This is a genomic window from Mesorhizobium sp. M1334 (genome assembly GCF_040317995.1).
Lineage (GTDB): Bacteria > Pseudomonadota > Alphaproteobacteria > Rhizobiales > Rhizobiaceae > Mesorhizobium.
Window position 1 is genome coordinate 229701 of record NZ_JAMYLM010000003.1, and the last position, 16383, is coordinate 246083.

Consider the following 16383-nt stretch of genomic DNA (forward strand, 5'->3'; position numbering starts at 1 on the left):
ACTGATGGGATATCACTGAACATAGGGGTCCGGCGTGGACCAGATTGTCAATCTGCCAAAGACGGAATCCGCTTCCGCCATCGAGACGGCGCTCGGGCTCGACCACCAGGGCCTGAAGACAAAACGCCGTCGCGGTTGGTTTTACGCGCTGCTTGCGCTACTCGCAGTGGCCGCGGGTGTCGTCGGCTACCCCTGGTACGCGGGCTCGCCCGCCAAGATCGAGTATACCACGACACTGGCCGCCATGGCCGATCTTACCGTCGCGGTTTCGGCAACCGGCACGCTGCAGCCTCTCACCCAGGTCGATATTTCCAGCGAACTCTCCGGCGTCGTCCGCTCGGTCTCGGTCAACGAGAATCAGCTGGTGAAGAAGGGCGATGTGCTGGCTGCGCTCGACACTGCAAAGCTGGAGGTGCAGATCGAGCGCGCCCAGGCCTCCGCCAAGGCAGCGGCCGCGAGTGTCGAGGACGCCACCGTGACCCTGGCCGAGAACGAAAAGGCGCTGGTGCGCGCGGCACAACTGACCAAGCGCGGTATGGCGACGGACCAGTCGCTCGAAGCGGCAACTGCCACGCGCGACCGCTCGAAGGCGGCACTCGATATCGCCAAAGCCAACCTCGCCATGGCCAGTGCCGATCTCAAGGCGCAGCAGACGGATCTTGCCAAGAGCACCATCTACGCTCCGATCGACGGCATCATACTGACGCGCTCGGTCGATCCCGGCCAGACGGTCGCCTCTTCGCTGCAGGCGCCGGTGCTGTTCGTCATCGCCGCCGACCTGAAGAACATGGAGTTGAAGGCGGCGGTCGACGAGGCCGATATCGGCGCCGTCAAACCCGGCCAGCATGCGCGCTTCACCGTCGATGCCTTTCCGGAACGGCCGTTCGACGCCGAAATCCGCGACATCTCCTATGCCTCAGTCACCACCGACGGCGTCGTCACTTACGATGCAAGGCTGGATGTCGACAACAGCGAACTTCTGTTGCGGCCCGGCATGACAGCCACCGTCTCGGTCGTCACCAAGCAGGCCAGGAACGTGCTCACCGTGCCGTCGATCGCCTTCCGCTACCGGCCGGCCCAGACAGCGGAGCGCGGCTGGAGCCTCACCGACCTGTTCACCGGCCGCATGGGACGCCCCGGCGGCAACCGCCAGCACCCGGCGGCGACGAAGCCCACCGACGGCTCGCGCACGCTCTACGTGCTGGAGAATGGGCGGCCGCATCCGGTCAACGTCAGGGTCGGCTCGACAGACGGCGAACTGACCGAGATCGTCTCCGGCCTGGAGGAAGGCGCACAAGTCATTACCGCCTCGCAGCAGCTGAGTTGATCGTGGCATCGGTCGCGACCACGCTCATAGGCTTCGACAAGGTCTGGAAAAGCTATGGCCAGGGCGAAGCCCGGGTGCATGCGCTGGCCGGCGTCGACCTCGCAATCAGACGCGGCGAATTCGTCGCCATCATGGGCCCATCCGGTTCCGGCAAATCGACGGCGATGAACATCATTGGCTGCCTCGACACGCCGACCGCTGGGACTTACAGCTTCGAAGGCATCGACGCCGGCCGTCTCGACCGCAACCGCCGTGCTCAGCTGCGCAATCTCTATGTGGGCTTCGTCTTCCAGGGCTATAATCTCTTGCCGCGCACTACGGCGGCGGAAAATGTCGAACTGCCGCTGATCTACCGCGGCGTTCGCGCCCGCGAGCGCCGCGGCCTTGCTATGCAGGCACTTGCCGAGGTCGGCCTTGTTGGCCGCGAGCATCATACGCCAGCCGAGCTGTCCGGCGGCCAGCAGCAGCGCGTGGCGATCGCCCGCGCCATCGTCACCAGGCCAACGCTGCTCGTTGCCGACGAGCCGACCGGCAATCTCGACACCGCCCGCACGCACGAGATCATGGAGCTCCTGACGCAGCTGAACAGCGAGCTCGGCCTGACCATCGCCATGGTCACGCACGAAGCCGATGTTGCCGGCTATGCCCAGCGCACGATCCGTTTCCTCGATGGCCATGTCGCCTCGGATACCGCCAATCTCGAGATGGCCTAGCCATGATCTGGGAAACCGTCCGCCTCTCGCTCCGCTCCATCCGCCGCAACGTGCTGCGCTCGTTCTTGACGCTGCTCGGCATCGTCATCGGCGTTGCCGCCGTCATCGCCATGCTGACCATCGGCTCGGGCACCACCGAGAAGGTCAAGTCCGATATTTCCAAGCTCGGCAGCAATCTGCTTGTCATCCGTTCCGGCCGTCCGGCGGGGCCTGGCGGCCCTGGAGGGCTCGACCAGGTGGTCCGGCCTCTTGCCTACAAGGATCTCGCAGCGCTTGTCGCGCATCTGGACGGCGCGCGCGCTATCGCGCCGGCGTCGCAAAAGCAGGTGCGCGTCATTTTCGGCACCGAAAGCCTGACCTCGGGCGTCACCGGCACCGACAGCGCCTATCTCGATGCCCGCGACTGGAAGCTGGTTTCGGGCCGCCCGTTCAGCGATTCGGAAACCCGCTCGGGGACCGGCGTCTGCCTCATCGGGGAGACGGTGCGCCAGCAGTTCTTCGGCGCCGGTGACCCCGAAGGCGAGATCATCCGCGTCAACCGCACCTCCTGCAAGATCATCGGCTTGCTCGAACCGAAGGGCTATACCGGCTTCGGCCAGGACCAGGACAATGTCGTGCTGATGCCGCTCGCCGCCTATCAGCGTCGCATTGCCGGCAATCGCGACATCGAATCGGTCTATGTCGCCGCCGACGACCGTACGCCAACCACGGTGCTGCAGCAGCGCGTCGAGGACATCTTGCGCGACACACGCCGCATCACGCCCGACCGAGACGATGATTTCTCGATCCGCGACATGACCCAGATCGCCGATGCCATGGCCAGCGCCACCACCACCATGACTGGCATGCTCGGCGCCGTCGCCGGCGTCAGCCTGCTCGTCGGCGGCATCGGCATTATGAATATCATGCTGGTGTCGGTAACCGAGCGCACGCGCGAGATCGGCATCAGGCTCGCCATCGGCGCCCACGAAAAGCACATCCTCATCCAGTTCCTGGTCGAGGCGACGGTGCTGTCGCTGCTTGGCGGCATCATCGGCATCCTGATCGGCCTGGCATTGGCCGGCCTCGCCTCGCTGACGCTGACGATCCCGTTTGCGCCAAGCCCGGCGGTCATCCTGCTTGCGGTCGGCTTTTCCGCGCTGATCGGCATGGTGTTCGGCTTCTTCCCGGCGCTGCGCGGCGCACGGCTCAACCCCATCGACGCGCTGAGGCATGAATAGAGCGTTGCAGCAAATGTCGCCTCGCGACGCTGCCAATTTTATAAGCAACCTGCCCTTGTCGCAGCACAATCTGCAATGATAACAATGCTGTTGGGGACTAAGGGGGAACAATGGATGAGCAAGAGAGGGCGACTGGCTCTGGCGATGGTGATCGTCGAAGCCGCATTGGCAGGGCTTTGGTGGAATTTGATCCGTTATGGAATGGATAATCCCGATCGCGTCACAGCTGACTTCCAGCAGGTAATTGGGCAGACGATGGGAACGGCCATGGGGGCACTCCTGGGTCTCGGCGTGCTGCTGTATTTTGTCGCTGCCCGCAGCGACCGCAAGGCTATTGAAGGCAGGTCGCGACGTTAGAGTCGGAATCCTTGCGCGAAGTGCCATTCGATCAGCGGTCTCATATGCGGCATCAATCCGTCCGGCAGGTCGGCTGCATTGCGGATGATCACAGGACCTTCGATTTCAGGCTCTGACTCGGCCGCGACGAAAGCGCGGATCCGCTGTGCCAGGTCGTCGGCGGAGGCCGTCTCGCGGTAGCGGCGAAAGATCACCGTGCCGCTTGCCGTCGACAGGGCGTAGTGGCGCCTGCCGCGTGTCGCGCCTGATAGGTCGAGGCCGGTTTCCTCCCGTACCTCGCGGATCATGTTGAAGTCGACGTCGACAAGGCCGTCGCGGAAATCGGCGGGCTCGAACGAACCGGCGGCGAAGTAGATGCGGCCGGCATTGACCGTATGCGGCGCCATGCGGATCGCCACCAGCGCATTGTCGCCAGCGACCAGCATGGCGTGCGCGTAGGCATGTTCGGCGCCAGGCACCTGTCTATTGCTGCGCCAAAGCATGAAAGTTGAATACCGCACCGCATGGCAGCGGCCGACGAGGCGATTGTCGCGGTAGCTGAGTGCGGAAAGCAGCACCACGGTGCCGTCGAAAAGCGCCGGCTTCGATGCGGTCTCACGCCGCCAGTTCGCCGCGATCGCCTGGGCATTATCGCGCTCGAATGGATGCGGGCCAGGATCGAGCCTGACGTCGATGGCATCGACCGGCAGGATGACGTTGCGCGGCAGGTCAAAACTCACGCCTGTCTCACGCCATGTCGAGGCCAATTGCTACCGGGCAATGGTCGGATGCCTTCGGCCGGTCCCACCCTGCGCGTGGGAAGCGCTCGACCTCCTGGCCGGCCGGAAATATGGTGCGCCAAGGCTGTCCGTTACGGATGATATCGGGAACGGCGGTGGCGTTCTGCCTGGCCAGCGCCCTCGACAAAAGGATGTAGTCGAGTTGGCAGAGATGCCGCTCTTCCGGTCCGCGCGTGTGATAGAAAGTCCAACGGTCCATTTCCGGCCGCCGCTCGACCGCGTTTTCGCAAAAACCGCCGGCAGTGAGCACGTCGATGCAGGACCGGGTCTCGTCGATCACCTCGAAGCGATAGCCGTCGAAAACATCGCCAGTGATCTTCACGCGCTGCCGGTAGTCGTTCATGTCGCCGCAGATTGCCCAGCGCTTGTCGGCGGCATGGTCCTTGCCGAAGCGCTCCTCGATGATCCGGCGCACCGCCTGCGCCTCGGCGATACGCAGCGGCATTGTCGCCTCGCGGCCGTCGAGGCCGTTACGGGGCGAGCCCATCGACTTGAAATGCACGAGATAGAGCGTCAACGGCGCGCCAGCCACGGTCAGATCGATTTCCAGGCAGTCGCGCCGGAAGATGCGTTCATTGGCCTGGTGACCAAGCGCCGCCAATTCCGCCGTGTGCAGCCCGAATTGCTCGAACGTGACATAGGCGTAGCTGGTCATGCGCACGAATTCGATCGGCTGGCCCTGCGCGGTCTCGTTGCGCATCATCACGGCGACGTCGATGCCGCGCGAATCATTGCCGGCGGTGGTGTATTTCTGCCGGTAGCCTTGCCCCACCATCTTGAACAGATAACCATATTCGAAGGCCTTCAGCGCCTCGATATTATCGACCTCCTGCATGCAGATGATGTCGGCGCGGGTGGCCGCGATCGCCAGCGCCGTCAACTGCCGCGTGTCGTCGGATTGCGCGATGGCCCGCGCCTGCTCGAGCATCTTGTATTCGGCCTCGCTCTGGATGTCGAAAAGCGCCAGCGTGCGATCTTCGTTGAGCTGATTGCGGTATCCGGAATAATCAAACCTGTTCATCAGGTTTTCGACGTTGAAAGTGGCAAGGCGCAGCGACATGGCTTTGACCTTTGCCCGCAAGCGCGCCCGAAAACAAGGGCGCAGAAATCAGGCGGCTCTGCTTGATCGCGCGCTCGCTATGGCTGACGGAACCTTTTTGTTCATCTTCCGTTCAGATGGAAAGTTCCATCAATAGGCCCTTCCCCGGGGTATTCTGGGCGTGGGGCCTGAATCTTCGGAGAGTGCGATGAAACCGCTCTTTTTATCTTCTGTCAGATCCGGGCTGATGGCCCTCGGTCTGATCACCGGCCTCTCGGCCCCCTCGCTTGCCGGGCCAATACCCAAACCTCTGCTGCCGGTGGCGGGCAATGCTGCCGACATCGTGCAAATTCGTGAAGATTGGGCAGGCGGCAATGACAGGCAGATCTGGCGTTGGCGCAATCGCGGCTTTCGGCAATGGCACGGCGGCGACGATTGGAGATGGCGGTCCCACAATTTCCGCGGCCGTCATTTTTCGAGACACTGGGATAATGGCGGCTGGGACGACAGCTGGCGCTGGCGCCACCATCGCCGCCATTACCGCGGCGGCTACTATGATGATGGTGCGGGTGCCGCGATTCTTGGCTTGGGCCTGGGGCTCGGCCTTGGCAGCCTGTACAACAGCTACAACTACTACGACGCGCCGCCACCGCGCCGCTATTATCGCGCAGGGCGGCTTTCCAGTGCACATGTCCAATGGTGTTACAATCGCTACCGGTCGTACCGCGCCTGGGACAACACCTTCCAGCCCTATTACGGGCCGCGCCAGCAATGCTACTCGCCCTATAGGTAAGCAGGCCGACAACAAGCATCGTTCGGCGCCGTGCTTCGCGGCGCCTTTTTCTTCCAGCCAGGAACCGCGAACATCTCCCAGTCCCGACTGCTGATAACGCTATTTTTATCAGGCAGGTCTAATAATCCTCCCGATCAGAACGCCCGAGACGCGAAAAATGGCTGGATTGCGTGCGATGGCCGAGGACGAACAGAGGGACAAACGCCGGCAGCGCGTCTTCAAGGGCGCGACGATCCTGACCGGCATGACCAATTCCGAGGTCACATGCACGCTGCGCAACATGCATGCCGGCGGCGCCGAATTGAAGGTCTCGATCGACGCGCGCGTGCCCGATGAGTTCCTGCTCTATGTGCCGACCGACGGCATCGCCTACAAGGCCGTGGTCCGCTGGCGCCGCGAGGACCGCATCGGCGTGATGTTCACCGGCACCGAACCAAAGCCCAGTTGGCACTACGGCTGATTCTACCGGCGCTATCCGGGTGGCAGGACTTGCAGTGTCTGCTCGTCAAACAGCGGCTCATCCTGGCCGACGCGAACGAATAGAAGCTTTCGCAGTTCGGGTGATTGCACCTCGAAATACTGAATGCCGTCCGGGGCTTCGCCCCATTCGCCGCAAGGCGGTTCGCCGACCTCGTCAGGGTTGGCGACGGTCTTCAATTCCTCACGATAGGCGGCATCGGGACTGAAAACATACCGGAGGATGCGCGCGGGCGTCGCCGCGTCGGTGTAAGGCGTGAGCACGCAACGTGTGCTGATGGCTTTCTCGGTCTTCTGCGTAAAAATGCGCTGCAACGCAGCATCGGCGGCCTCGCCCGGCAGCATATCGAAGACTTCGACGACGGGATCGGCCGAACCGCCATCGCTGTATTTGATGGCAAGAGCATTGCCGCCAAGCTCGAAATGAATCCGGCGAAAACCGAAATCGCAGCGCTGCACCCAGGCAGCCAGCCCGACATCCCTGTCCGCCAACCGTTCCCAGCTGCATTTGTCGACGGGCGGACGCGACGGCGTGCTTTGGTCGGCACGAGCCCACGGGGCCATGGCCACAAGGACCGACAGGGTGCAGATGCAGGCCGGCAGTCTCTTGTTATTCATCGCTGCAACCCCTCAAGCTAAAGGCGTCCCAGGCCGAACCGTCGGGATTGGCTTTGGCGAAATCGGGCCATTCGGTAAAAATCGCGCCGAAGTCAGGCAACAGCAACCCTGCCGGTGCCGGCGAAGTTTCGCGGGAACTCAGCTGCTCGGCACCGCCTGCACTGAACGCATAGACCTGCCCGTCCCACACTCTGCACAGCCCGGTGCCGTCCTCGAGACCCGCCTCGCGATCGTCGTCGGTGCAGGTGTGCCGGATCGTACCCACAGGAAACGAGTACTTGCCATTGGTCCAGGTGATGTCCGACGGCAAACGAAGGTCGGTGTTAGGCACGATCAGCGAAAAGACCTCGGTCGTCAGCGCAGCCGGCTCGTTGTCTGTGGGCCGGAACTGTATCGTCGCTCCCGAACGCGGCTCGCGATAGGTCGCATGGCTGAGCGAACATTCTGTTGCGTTCGCTGCTTGCGACAGGCTCAGCATGCACAGAAAAACAGCTGCTGCCTTTTGGATGATCATTTAAGTCCCTGGAGCAGCATCATTGTGAAGTCTAAGTATCGATGCTTTAGCATGGCCCGATGTCATGGTCGAAAGAAAGAATCGATGATCCGAAATCTCTTGATGCTCATTTCGATCTCAGCATTTTCGTGCGGCAGCGCCTTTGCCACGGAACCCTATGTCGGCACATGGTCCCGGGACAGATCGAACTGCACCGCCGTTGCGGATGTTCAACGCCAGACTGTCTACACATTGTACCGCGATGCGCTGTCGCTCCCTGCTCTCGGCTGCGAACACGCAACGTTTCTCGAGACACCCACGGGTTGGGTGGCGCGGGCCAGCCAATGCTACGGATCCGACCCGTCGGCCGAAGAGCCGTTCTCCCGTGTCATCCATGTTGTCGTCGACGGGGCGACGTTGAGACTGACATGGCCGGGCTTCGACAGCGGAGTTCTTGTCAGATGCTGAAGACAAGTGCCCTTCCTCTGGATCTACAGCGTCGAGGACGGCAGCTTCAGCCTTAGATCACCCCGACAAGCAGCGCGGCTCCGCCGAGGAAGCCAACTGCGCAGACCCACAGGAGCCAAAGCCCACTCACCCTGCATTCGAGAACCGCGGCAGCCGGATTGGCGGGATCGTAGTGGACCTCGACCTTGTCGCCCTCGAGGTAGCGCCGTGATTGACCGCTGACGAGGCTCGGCAGCGAAGCCGTCACGTTTGCGCCGAAAGCGATGCGATCGGCGGCGTAGCGCTGGCCGGCGACGCTATAGCTGTAGACGATGCGGGATTTGAAGACTGTTCGCCAGGGCCGATAGCCGCCTCCGGACCTGTCGCGGGTCTCAAATTTCTGCAAGCCCGAAGCATCGATGTGTCCTGCCGTGATGGGCCATTTCGCCGCCTGTTCCGCTAGTGACTTCTGGGCGAAGCCCATGCGCAGGACAAACAATCCCATGAACAGCAGCAGGGCCGCGGCGCCGAGGTTCTGCGGCTTGGGCAAAAACGGCCGGATCGCTTCCAGGACGCCGCCGACGGAGAAGACCAATACCAGCGCGCCAACCACCAGCCCGGCCGAAAGCTGGACCATGAATTTGAAGGAACCTTCGGGCATGGTGCGTTCGATCACGGCCTTGGCTGGATCGGCCGGGTTGTAGAAGACGGTTACGCCAGCCCCGTTTGGAAATTTCGCAAGGGTTTCCGCCACGGCAAAGTTTCCAAGGTTCTCCTGCACGCTGTAGTGCGAACTGCGAAACTTCTTGCCGTTCACCTTGTATTCGAAGGTGATCGCCGGGAAGTTGCGCATCTCGGTCGACCCTCTGCTGTCCGAACCGGATCCCGAACTGGTCACCTCGCGAGCCTCGACACGCGACGAGACGATCTTTCCCGGCGTCGGAGACCAGCGGCTGACCGCCCTCACCTCCCACCACTTCAGGAACGTGACGAGGGAGAGCATGCCGGCAACCGCGCAGGCAAACCCGACCAACAGAAATTTGAGTTCCAAGTCTCACCCCCCTTTGGCACTTCTGTGCCATGGCCCGCACAGGCATACCACGGTGATGAGGATAATGCGCCTGTCCACAAGCGTGGGAACCACACAATCTTTATGCGAAAAAGGCCGGCGGATCGCTCCGCCGGCCTTTCTTGATCGGCAATGAAATTGCGATAGTTCTTGGCCTTGTCGACCAGCTTGTTTTTGGAAATCCCCGCGCGCCCGCAGGGCGAAGCCTGAGGACGCGCAACGAAACGAATGTGGATTCCTTCAGTTCTTGGCCTTGTCGACCAGCTTATTCTTGGAAATTCCCGCGCGCCCGCAGGGCGAAGCCTGAGGACGCGCAACGAAACGAATGTGGATTTCCTTCAGTTCTTGGCCTTGTCGACCAGCTTGTTCTTGGAAATCCCCCGCGCGCCCGCAGGGCGAAGCTTGAGGACGCGCAACGAAACGAATGTGGAGTTCCTTCAGTTCTTGGCCTTGTCGACCAGCTTGTTCTTGGAAATCCACGGCATCATCGCGCGCAGCTTGGCGCCGACTTCCTCGATCTGGTGGCTGTCATTGTTGCGGCGGATGCCCTTGAAGCGCGACATGCCGGCGCGGTATTCCTGCATCCATTCCGAGGTGAACTTGCCAGTCTGGATATCCTTCAGAACGCGCTTCATCTCGGCCTTCGTCTCGGCGGTGATGATGCGCGGGCCCGAGACGTATTCGCCCCATTCGGCGGTGTTCGAGATCGAGTAGTTCATGTTGGCGATGCCGCCTTCGTAGATCAGGTCGACGATCAATTTGACCTCGTGCAGGCACTCGAAATAGGCCATTTCCGGCGCGTAGCCGGCTTCCACCAGTGTCTCGAAGCCGGCGCGGATCAATTCGACCAGACCGCCGCACAGCACCACCTGCTCGCCGAACAGGTCGGTCTCGCACTCCTCGCGGAAATTGGTCTCGATAATGCCCGAACGGCCGCCGCCAACGCCGCAGGCGTAGGAGAGCGCCAGGTCGAGCGCATTGCCCGAAGCGTCCTGGTTGACCGCGACCAGGCACGGCACGCCGCCGCCCTTCTGGTATTCGCCGCGCACCGTATGGCCGGGCCCCTTCGGCGCGATCATCACGACGTCGACCGAGGCTTTAGGCTCGATCAGGCCAAAATGAACGTTGAGGCCGTGGGCAAAGGCGATCGCTGCGCCATCGCGGATGTTCGGCGCGATCTCGGATTTGTAGATGTCGGCCTGCAGCTCGTCGGGCGTGGCCATCATCATCAGGTCGGCCCACTTGGCGGCATCGGCGACGCTCATCACCTTGAGCCCGTCGGCCTCAACCTTCTTGGCGGTCGCCGAGCCGGCCTTGAGGCCGATGGCGATGTCCTTGACGCCGGAATCCTTGAGGTTGAGCGCATGCGCCCTGCCCTGGCTGCCATAGCCGATGATGGCGACCTTCTTGCCCTTGATCAGGTTGAGATCGGCATCGCGATCGTAATAGACACGCATTTTTCTTCCTTCCCGTTTTGAATTCAGAGGCCTTGCGGCCCGGTTTTTGCCCCGTAAAGAGCTAGAAACTGCTGCGTCGCCCGGACGGCATCGCCGCCGATCGCCGCATCAGTCAATTCCAGCCGGTCGCCAAGCAGCAGGCGGATCTGCACGTCACGGGCGACCAGCCCGAAAAAGGTGCGGAACGCCGTCTCAGCATCGGAAAACTCGAGGAAACCAGCTTCCTTGCCTGCCTCGAGCACCGGCTTAAGGCGCCTGGCCAGTGCGAAGCGGCCGTTCTCCAGCACGATGGCGCCGAGATCGTCTTTCCCCGAACTAGCATGGCCGACCGCCACCCGGTTCAGCGCGATCGAGGTGTCGCTCGAAATTACCTTGAGCCAGTCCGAAGCGAAGCGTTCGAGGCTCGCCGTCAGCGAAGCAAGGTCGAGCCCCTTGCGATCAACCGGCACTACCCGCACCTTGGACGCCTGCCATTGCACCGTTGCCGTCAACAGCCCGTCGCGATCGCCGAACCATTTGTAGAGCGTCTCCTTAGAGCAGCTCGCCCGCCGCGCCACTGCGGTCATGGTCAACTGATCGCCCTCTTCGACCAGCAGGCGAAGGGCAGCGTCGAGCACGGCTTTCTGCCGCTCCGTCAGCGTCTCGCTGGTGTCGATGTCGGTCACAGCGTGCAACACAGTCTTTCCTCAGGAGGCGAACTCGCTCGCAGTTCATATGGGAGCTCGATAGCGTACCGTACGTTACGGTTCGACCTTATGGCGTATTGCCCGACCCGGCGCAAGTCTTTATTTCTGTAGCTTGCTCCATGCGGGGCATCACGGGAGACACGGATCATGCTCGCCGGATTGCTTGCCTTGACCATTACCGCAGTGTTCGCAGGCGCGGCTATCTACGTCAGCGTAGCCGAACAGCCGGCGCGGCTTCGCCTCGAGGACAAAGCATTGCTGCAGGAATGGCAGCCTTCCTACAAGCGCGGCGCCGCCATGCAGGCCTCGATCGCCGTCATCGCCTGTATTCTAGGCCTCGTCGCGTGGTGGCTGACAGACAATTTCGCTTATCTGGCCGGCGCCGTGCTGATCATCCTGCCTTGGCCATGGACGCTGCTGGTGATGATGCCGGCAAATAGGTTGCTGGAGGCGATGGACGCGAACACCATCAATCCTGAAGCTCGGACATTGATCGTCAAATGGGGCAATCTGCATATGGTCCGCGTCGGGCTTGGCGTTCTGGCGACATTGGCATTCCTCTGGGGCAGTGCCTGACCTCGCCAATCGGCGCATCTTCGCCATGAAGGCGTGTCACTCCAGGGCGGGCGGAACTCGCAGGCGCCCAAGCAGAGCTGACAGCGCATCGAGCTCATCATTGGAAAGCCGGGAGCCGACCAACTCCGCGATCGAGCGGCCGTAGACAGCCCACATGCGGCGACGCGTCTCGCGCCCCTTGTCGGTGACACGAACGGTTTGCCCGCGGCCGTCATCGGCAACGGGAAGCTTCTCGACCAGCCCGTCGGCTTCCAGCCGCGCCAGCAGCCGGGAGATGTTATACTGCGCAAACAGGGTGCGCTCGGTGAGTTGGAATGGCCGCAATCCACCCTCGCCCGCCTCGGCAAGCTCATGCAGGACGTCGTACCAGGCAAGCGGCGGCAGGCCACTGTCCTTCAGCGCGTCCTCGGCTCTTTCCAACAACTGGCGCGAAACCCGCATCAGGCGGGCCCAGGCTTTGATTGCTGGAGGTGTAGGAATCCCGGTCATGATTGCATCGTAGGGGATAGATGCAATTGCATCAAGCTTGACGATCGATGCAAATGCATCTATATAGATGCAGTCGCATCAATCACGAGAGGCAAATTCCGATGAAGTATGAAATCTGCAGGATCGCCGACGTTCCGGAAACAGGCAGCCTGATCGCTCCGTTCTTCGGCCGCGAGGTCCATGTCTACCGCAGCGGCGAGCGTATCCGCGCTGCCGCCAACGTCTGCCTGCATTTCGGTGGTCCGCTCGACTGCAAGGACGGCAAGCTCGTCTGCCAGTGGCACGGCGCCTCGTTCGACATGGCGAACGGTGATCGCCTCGAAGGCCCGGCGCCGAAGGGCTCCCGCCTGATGTTCCTCTCCACCCGCATCGAGGACGGCGCCTTGAACTATGTCTGGGGAGAGTGAGATGACCGGTAAGCTCATCCTCGTCAGCCACCATCTTTGTCCCTATGTGCAGCGCGCGGCGATTTCACTTCGCGAAAAGGGCGTGCCGTTCGAACGCATCACGGTCGATCTCGCCAACAAGCCTGCCTGGTTCAAGGCGATATCACCGCTCGGCAAGGTGCCGCTGCTTCGCGTTGAGCATGACGGCCAGGAAACGGTGATCTTCGAATCGGCGGTCATCCTCGAATTCCTCGAGGAAACCCAGCCCAATCCACTGCATCCCACCGACCCCTATGCCCGTGCCCGGCATCGCGCCTGGATCGAGTTCGGCTCGGCAATCCTCAATGCCATCGGCCGCTTCTATTCAGCGCCTACGGAAGCCGCGCTGCTCGCTGAAAGCGAGACGCTATCGGCAATGTTCGATCGCCTAGAAGTGGAACGGGCCAATGGCGCGGCTGGGCCATGCTTCGACGGCGAGCGCTTTTCACTGGTCGACGCGGTCTACGGCCCGATTTTCCGCTATTTCGACGTCTTCGACCGGATCGGCGATTTCGGCATCCTGGACGGAAAGCCGCATGTCCAGGTATGGCGCGAGGCGTTGCGCATACGCCCATCCGTGAAGGGCGCGGTCGCTCCCGACTATCCGCAACGCCTCCATGCATTCTTGCAGGCTAAGGGTTCGCACCTTTCGGAAATCATCCGCCAAGGCGATCCGGCCATAGCGCTTCCGCAAGCCCTATCGGCTTGAATGGATTGATCACCGTTCCTGTAACCATGGAAGCAAGAAACTGCGGCGCCGGCGGGACTTTTGCCAGCGTCGCCACCAGCCTGTCGCGGACGAACGGCATCACAATCGAATCCGACTGATAAAACGGCGTCAGCACCAGCGACAGCGCCTGGAAGGCCCGCACATGCCATCGCCGCGTCCGGACATAGGCCTCCAGTGCAGTATCGATACGGTCCGTTCCTATGAGTGCGTAGTTGAGCGCGGCTGCATCGAGCAGCGCCATGTTCGCGCCCTGGCCGAGCTGCGGGCTCGCTGAATGGGCCGCATCGCCGATAACAGCCAATCGCCGTCCGGCTGGCGTCCTCATCGTGTGATGGCCATAACGCGCCAGCGAAAGCTGCTCGAAACTGTCGATCTGGTCGATGAAGGCCGTGCATTCAGGCCACAGCCCGACCAATCTCGCCTTCCATGCCTCGAGACCTGCCGCCCAGACGTACTCGGCATCCGCCGGCTTGAGGCTCCAGAAGAATGCCGCCATCTTCTGGGCATCCGGCTCGGGCCGGCCGATTGGCAGCACGCCGATCATCACGCTTGCCCTGTCGTAGCGCTGCAGCAGCGCGTGCTCGTCGAAACCCTCGCCGCGCCAGCCAAGCGATGCCCAGAAAGCGCCATAGGCGAGCGATCGCGGTTCGCCCGGATTGTTCACGCACCGCCGCAGTTTGGAGCGTGAACCGCTGGCATCCACTACTAGGTCGAACGACCCCATCCGTCGTCCGTTGCCGCAGATCAATGTTGCCCGTTCGCCGGTTTCCAGCGTCTCAAGCTCGATACCTGTCTCGATGTGGATCGCTTGGCGCCGGGCGGCGCGGAAAAGCACGCCGAACAGAGCCGCGCGATGTACCGCCAGCCCGAAACGGCCGCCACGCCAGGCATCGTAGCGGACGTCGAGCACTGTGCGGCCGGTCTTGGCATCTGCACCATGCAGGCGGTCTATGCGGCAGCCCAGCGCCAGAATGTCTTCGAGCAGGCCGAGATCGGCAAGCACCGTCAGCCCGGTCGGCTGCAGGATCAGCCCGGACCCGACCGGTTTTGGCTGGTCGAAGCGCTCGAAGATCGTGACCCTATGTCCGGCGCGCTTGAGATAGAGCGCGGCGGCAAGTCCAGCCGGCCCGGCGCCGGCAATCGCGATGTCCAGAGAATTGCCCATCTGCCCGCCCAACCCAGGCCGGACAATCCTTCAGCGCTGTCGCTAAATCAAGCCGCCGTCTCGGCCTGGAGGCTCAGCCTTCGGCAGCATCGAAAACCTTCCGCGCCTCGCGTACAGCGCTGTGATTGAGCTCGGCCCATTGGATCAGCTGATGCAAGGGTCCAAACATCGAGCGCCCGAGATCGGTGAGGCTGTATTCGACGCTCGGCGGTTTGGTCGGAAACACTTGGCGATGGACATAGCCGTCGCGCTGAAGATCGTGCAACGTCTGGGTGAGCATGCGCTGCGAAATATCGGGCACGAGGCGCCGCAACTCGCCGAAGCGGTACGGCTTCTCGGCCAAGGCTTCCATCAGCAGCGAACTCCATTTGTTGCTGATCCCCTGGATCACGTCGCGAACCGGACAATCCGCAAGGTTTCCGCCACCGCTGCCTGCTTTGTAGATCTCGAGCTTCGATCTCAGATTGACGATCTTGCCGTCCATGGCTGGTTCCCTGGGTGTGCCTACCTCCCGCAAAACTGCCTTCTTTACGAGGATGGGTCAATTCCTATTTTAGTGCTGGTCTCTTTTTGAGACTAACATATGCACCCGCCGCTCCGGCGCAACGTCAGGATCCTTCATGACCGACACCCTTCTTGTCACCGGCGCCTCCGGCCAGCTTGGCCGCGGCGTCATCAATCATCTGCTTGACACGCTCAAGATCTCCCCTCAGCGCATCATCGCCGCCACCCGCAATCCGGAAAATCTGGCCGATCTGGCAGCGCGCGGCGTCACTCTCAGGGCGGCCGACTTCGACGACACCGCATCGTTGGCCAGTGCATTTACCGGCGCGGACAGAGTTCTGATCATTTCGACAAACGAGCTTGCCCTTCCGGGCAAGCGCCTGAAGCAACATGAGACCGCGGTCGTGGCCGCAAAAAGCGCCGGCGTTTCGCATCTGCTCTACACATCGATGCCCAATCCGGAGCCAGGATCGCCGGTGCTGTTTGCGCCCGATCACCACGGCACCGAGCAGGCGATCAAGGCGAGCGGCATTCCCTACACCATCTTCCGCAACGGCTGGTACCAGGAGAACCTGTTCATGGCGCTGCCGCACGCCATCGCCTCGGGGCAGTGGTACACATCCGCCGGAGACGGCCGTATTGCCCATGGCGCGCGCGACGATATGGCCGCGGCAATCGCCGCCGGTCTCGCATCGGGGGCAACCGAAAGCACGACATACACGCTGACGGGTCCGCAGGCCTATACGGTCGCTGAAATCGCGGCCCTCGTCACCGAAGTTACCGGCAAGCCGATCGAGGTCGTCCAGCTTTCGGACGAAGCGCTCACCGGGGGATTGAAGGCAGCCGGCGTTCCCGAAGGTTTCGCCCCGGTCATCGTTTCCTTCGACACCAACACCCGCTCCGGCCGCATCAGCATGGTGACCGACGCGGTCGAGACGCTGTCCGGCAGGAAGCCGCGGCCGCTGAAGCAATTTCTTGAGGCAAACAAGGCGGCTCTGGTGAGCTGAGCCTGACAAATG

General features: G+C 62.2%; 22 protein-coding genes. 12 read left to right on the top strand and 10 right to left on the bottom strand.

From position 1 onward, the window contains the following. Positions 1 to 34 precede the first annotated feature (34 nt). The 4 genes from NKH17_RS08165 to NKH17_RS08180 all read left to right on the top strand — a co-directional run bounded on the left by NKH17_RS08165 (position 35) and on the right by NKH17_RS08180 (position 3617). Positions 35 to 1327, top strand: a complete 1293-nt coding sequence (locus tag NKH17_RS08165) for an efflux RND transporter periplasmic adaptor subunit (protein WP_352477531.1) — start codon at positions 35 to 37, stop codon at positions 1325 to 1327. Positions 1328 to 1329: 2 nt separating this feature from the next. Beyond that, entirely contained in the window at positions 1330 to 2040 is a 711-nt protein-coding gene (locus NKH17_RS08170) for an ABC transporter ATP-binding protein (protein WP_352898744.1), read from the top strand. 2 nt (positions 2041 to 2042) lie between these two features. Next, positions 2043 to 3260 carry an ABC transporter permease gene (locus NKH17_RS08175; protein WP_352898743.1) on the top strand — a complete coding sequence of 406 codons (1218 nt, stop codon included), beginning with the start codon at positions 2043 to 2045 and terminating at the stop codon, positions 3258 to 3260. A gap of 114 nt (positions 3261 to 3374) precedes the next feature. Continuing rightward, a complete protein-coding gene (locus NKH17_RS08180) occupies positions 3375 to 3617 on the top strand; it encodes a hypothetical protein (RefSeq protein ID WP_352477528.1) in 243 nt (80 codons plus the stop codon). Here the strand turns inward: NKH17_RS08180 and NKH17_RS08185 are convergent. Together NKH17_RS08185 and NKH17_RS08190 are read right to left on the bottom strand one after the other, a co-directional pair. Further along, positions 3614 to 4336: a hypothetical protein gene (locus NKH17_RS08185; RefSeq protein ID WP_352477527.1), complete on the bottom strand. Its 723-nt coding sequence runs from the start codon at positions 4334 to 4336 to the stop codon at positions 3614 to 3616. The genes NKH17_RS08180 and NKH17_RS08185 overlap by 4 nt on opposite strands. Before the next feature lie 7 nt (positions 4337 to 4343). Beyond that, positions 4344 to 5456 (bottom strand): endonuclease/exonuclease/phosphatase family protein, encoded by a 1113-nt coding sequence (locus NKH17_RS08190; protein WP_352477526.1) that lies wholly within the window; start codon positions 5454 to 5456, stop codon positions 4344 to 4346. Here NKH17_RS08190 and NKH17_RS08195 point away from each other — a divergent pair. The 3 genes from NKH17_RS08195 (at position 5455) to NKH17_RS08205 (ending at position 6688) form a co-directional block, all read left to right on the top strand. Then, positions 5455 to 5592 carry a hypothetical protein gene (locus NKH17_RS08195; protein ID WP_254820699.1) on the top strand — a complete coding sequence of 46 codons (138 nt, stop codon included), beginning with the start codon at positions 5455 to 5457 and terminating at the stop codon, positions 5590 to 5592. The two genes, NKH17_RS08190 and NKH17_RS08195, sit on opposite strands and share 2 nt — an antisense overlap. Positions 5593 to 5643: 51 nt before the next feature. Next, on the top strand, positions 5644 to 6228 hold the full coding sequence (locus tag NKH17_RS08200; protein WP_352477524.1) for a BA14K family protein: 585 nt from the start codon (positions 5644 to 5646) through the stop codon (positions 6226 to 6228). 175 nt (positions 6229 to 6403) lie between these two features. Beyond that, positions 6404 to 6688: a PilZ domain-containing protein gene (locus NKH17_RS08205; protein WP_352898768.1), complete on the top strand. Its 285-nt coding sequence runs from the start codon at positions 6404 to 6406 to the stop codon at positions 6686 to 6688. Between the two features lie 11 nt (positions 6689 to 6699). Here NKH17_RS08205 and NKH17_RS08210 read toward each other — a convergent pair whose 3' ends face one another. Then, positions 6700 to 7323, bottom strand: coding sequence for a hypothetical protein (locus NKH17_RS08210; RefSeq protein WP_352970547.1), 624 nt, complete (start codon positions 7321 to 7323; stop codon positions 6700 to 6702). Beyond that, entirely contained in the window at positions 7316 to 7837 is a 522-nt protein-coding gene (locus NKH17_RS08215) for a hypothetical protein (protein ID WP_352644593.1), read from the bottom strand. The genes NKH17_RS08210 and NKH17_RS08215 overlap by 8 nt, the downstream gene beginning before the upstream one ends. A gap of 84 nt (positions 7838 to 7921) precedes the next feature. Between NKH17_RS08215 and NKH17_RS08220 the strand changes: the two genes are divergently transcribed. Then, a complete protein-coding gene (locus NKH17_RS08220) occupies positions 7922 to 8284 on the top strand; it encodes a hypothetical protein (RefSeq protein ID WP_352898739.1) in 363 nt (120 codons plus the stop codon). Between the two features lie 52 nt (positions 8285 to 8336). Here NKH17_RS08220 and NKH17_RS08225 read toward each other — a convergent pair whose 3' ends face one another. From NKH17_RS08225 to NKH17_RS08235, 3 genes are all read right to left on the bottom strand, one after another. Beyond that, entirely contained in the window at positions 8337 to 9314 is a 978-nt protein-coding gene (locus tag NKH17_RS08225) for a DUF3592 domain-containing protein (protein ID WP_254820703.1), read from the bottom strand. A 455-nt stretch (positions 9315 to 9769) separates the two neighbouring features. Further along, a complete protein-coding gene (gene ilvC, locus NKH17_RS08230; RefSeq protein ID WP_023676662.1) occupies positions 9770 to 10789 on the bottom strand; it encodes a ketol-acid reductoisomerase in 1020 nt (339 codons plus the stop codon). A 23-nt stretch (positions 10790 to 10812) separates the two neighbouring features. Beyond that, the gene (locus tag NKH17_RS08235; protein ID WP_352897271.1) at positions 10813 to 11466 is read right to left on the bottom strand and encodes a TetR/AcrR family transcriptional regulator; all 654 of its coding nucleotides are present in this window, start codon (positions 11464 to 11466) and stop codon (positions 10813 to 10815) included. 156 nt (positions 11467 to 11622) lie between these two features. On the opposite strand from NKH17_RS08235, the gene NKH17_RS08240 reads away from it, so the two are divergent. Next, the gene (locus tag NKH17_RS08240; RefSeq protein WP_352898735.1) at positions 11623 to 12051 is read left to right on the top strand and encodes an anthrone oxygenase family protein; all 429 of its coding nucleotides are present in this window, start codon (positions 11623 to 11625) and stop codon (positions 12049 to 12051) included. Between the two features lie 36 nt (positions 12052 to 12087). Here NKH17_RS08240 and NKH17_RS08245 read toward each other — a convergent pair whose 3' ends face one another. Then, positions 12088 to 12540, bottom strand: coding sequence for a MarR family winged helix-turn-helix transcriptional regulator (locus tag NKH17_RS08245; protein ID WP_352509627.1), 453 nt, complete (start codon positions 12538 to 12540; stop codon positions 12088 to 12090). A 101-nt stretch (positions 12541 to 12641) separates the two neighbouring features. Here NKH17_RS08245 and NKH17_RS08250 point away from each other — a divergent pair, with 101 nt between their 5' ends. Both NKH17_RS08250 and NKH17_RS08255 read left to right on the top strand, forming a co-directional pair. Next, positions 12642 to 12947 (top strand): Rieske (2Fe-2S) protein, encoded by a 306-nt coding sequence (locus NKH17_RS08250; RefSeq protein WP_254820707.1) that lies wholly within the window; start codon positions 12642 to 12644, stop codon positions 12945 to 12947. Between the two features lies 1 nt (position 12948). Then, positions 12949 to 13674, top strand: a complete 726-nt coding sequence (locus NKH17_RS08255; RefSeq protein WP_352477518.1) for a glutathione S-transferase family protein — start codon at positions 12949 to 12951, stop codon at positions 13672 to 13674. Here NKH17_RS08255 and NKH17_RS08260 read toward each other — a convergent pair. Together NKH17_RS08260 and NKH17_RS08265 are read right to left on the bottom strand one after the other, a co-directional pair. Then, positions 13622 to 14860 carry an FAD-dependent oxidoreductase gene (locus tag NKH17_RS08260; RefSeq protein WP_352898733.1) on the bottom strand — a complete coding sequence of 413 codons (1239 nt, stop codon included), beginning with the start codon at positions 14858 to 14860 and terminating at the stop codon, positions 13622 to 13624. The genes NKH17_RS08255 and NKH17_RS08260 overlap by 53 nt on opposite strands. Before the next feature lie 73 nt (positions 14861 to 14933). Next, positions 14934 to 15344 carry a winged helix-turn-helix transcriptional regulator gene (locus NKH17_RS08265; protein WP_254820710.1) on the bottom strand — a complete coding sequence of 137 codons (411 nt, stop codon included), beginning with the start codon at positions 15342 to 15344 and terminating at the stop codon, positions 14934 to 14936. A gap of 136 nt (positions 15345 to 15480) precedes the next feature. On the opposite strand from NKH17_RS08265, the gene NKH17_RS08270 reads away from it, so the two are divergent. Further along, a complete protein-coding gene (locus NKH17_RS08270) occupies positions 15481 to 16371 on the top strand; it encodes an SDR family oxidoreductase (RefSeq protein ID WP_352644603.1) in 891 nt (296 codons plus the stop codon). Positions 16372 to 16383: the final 12 nt, after the last annotated feature.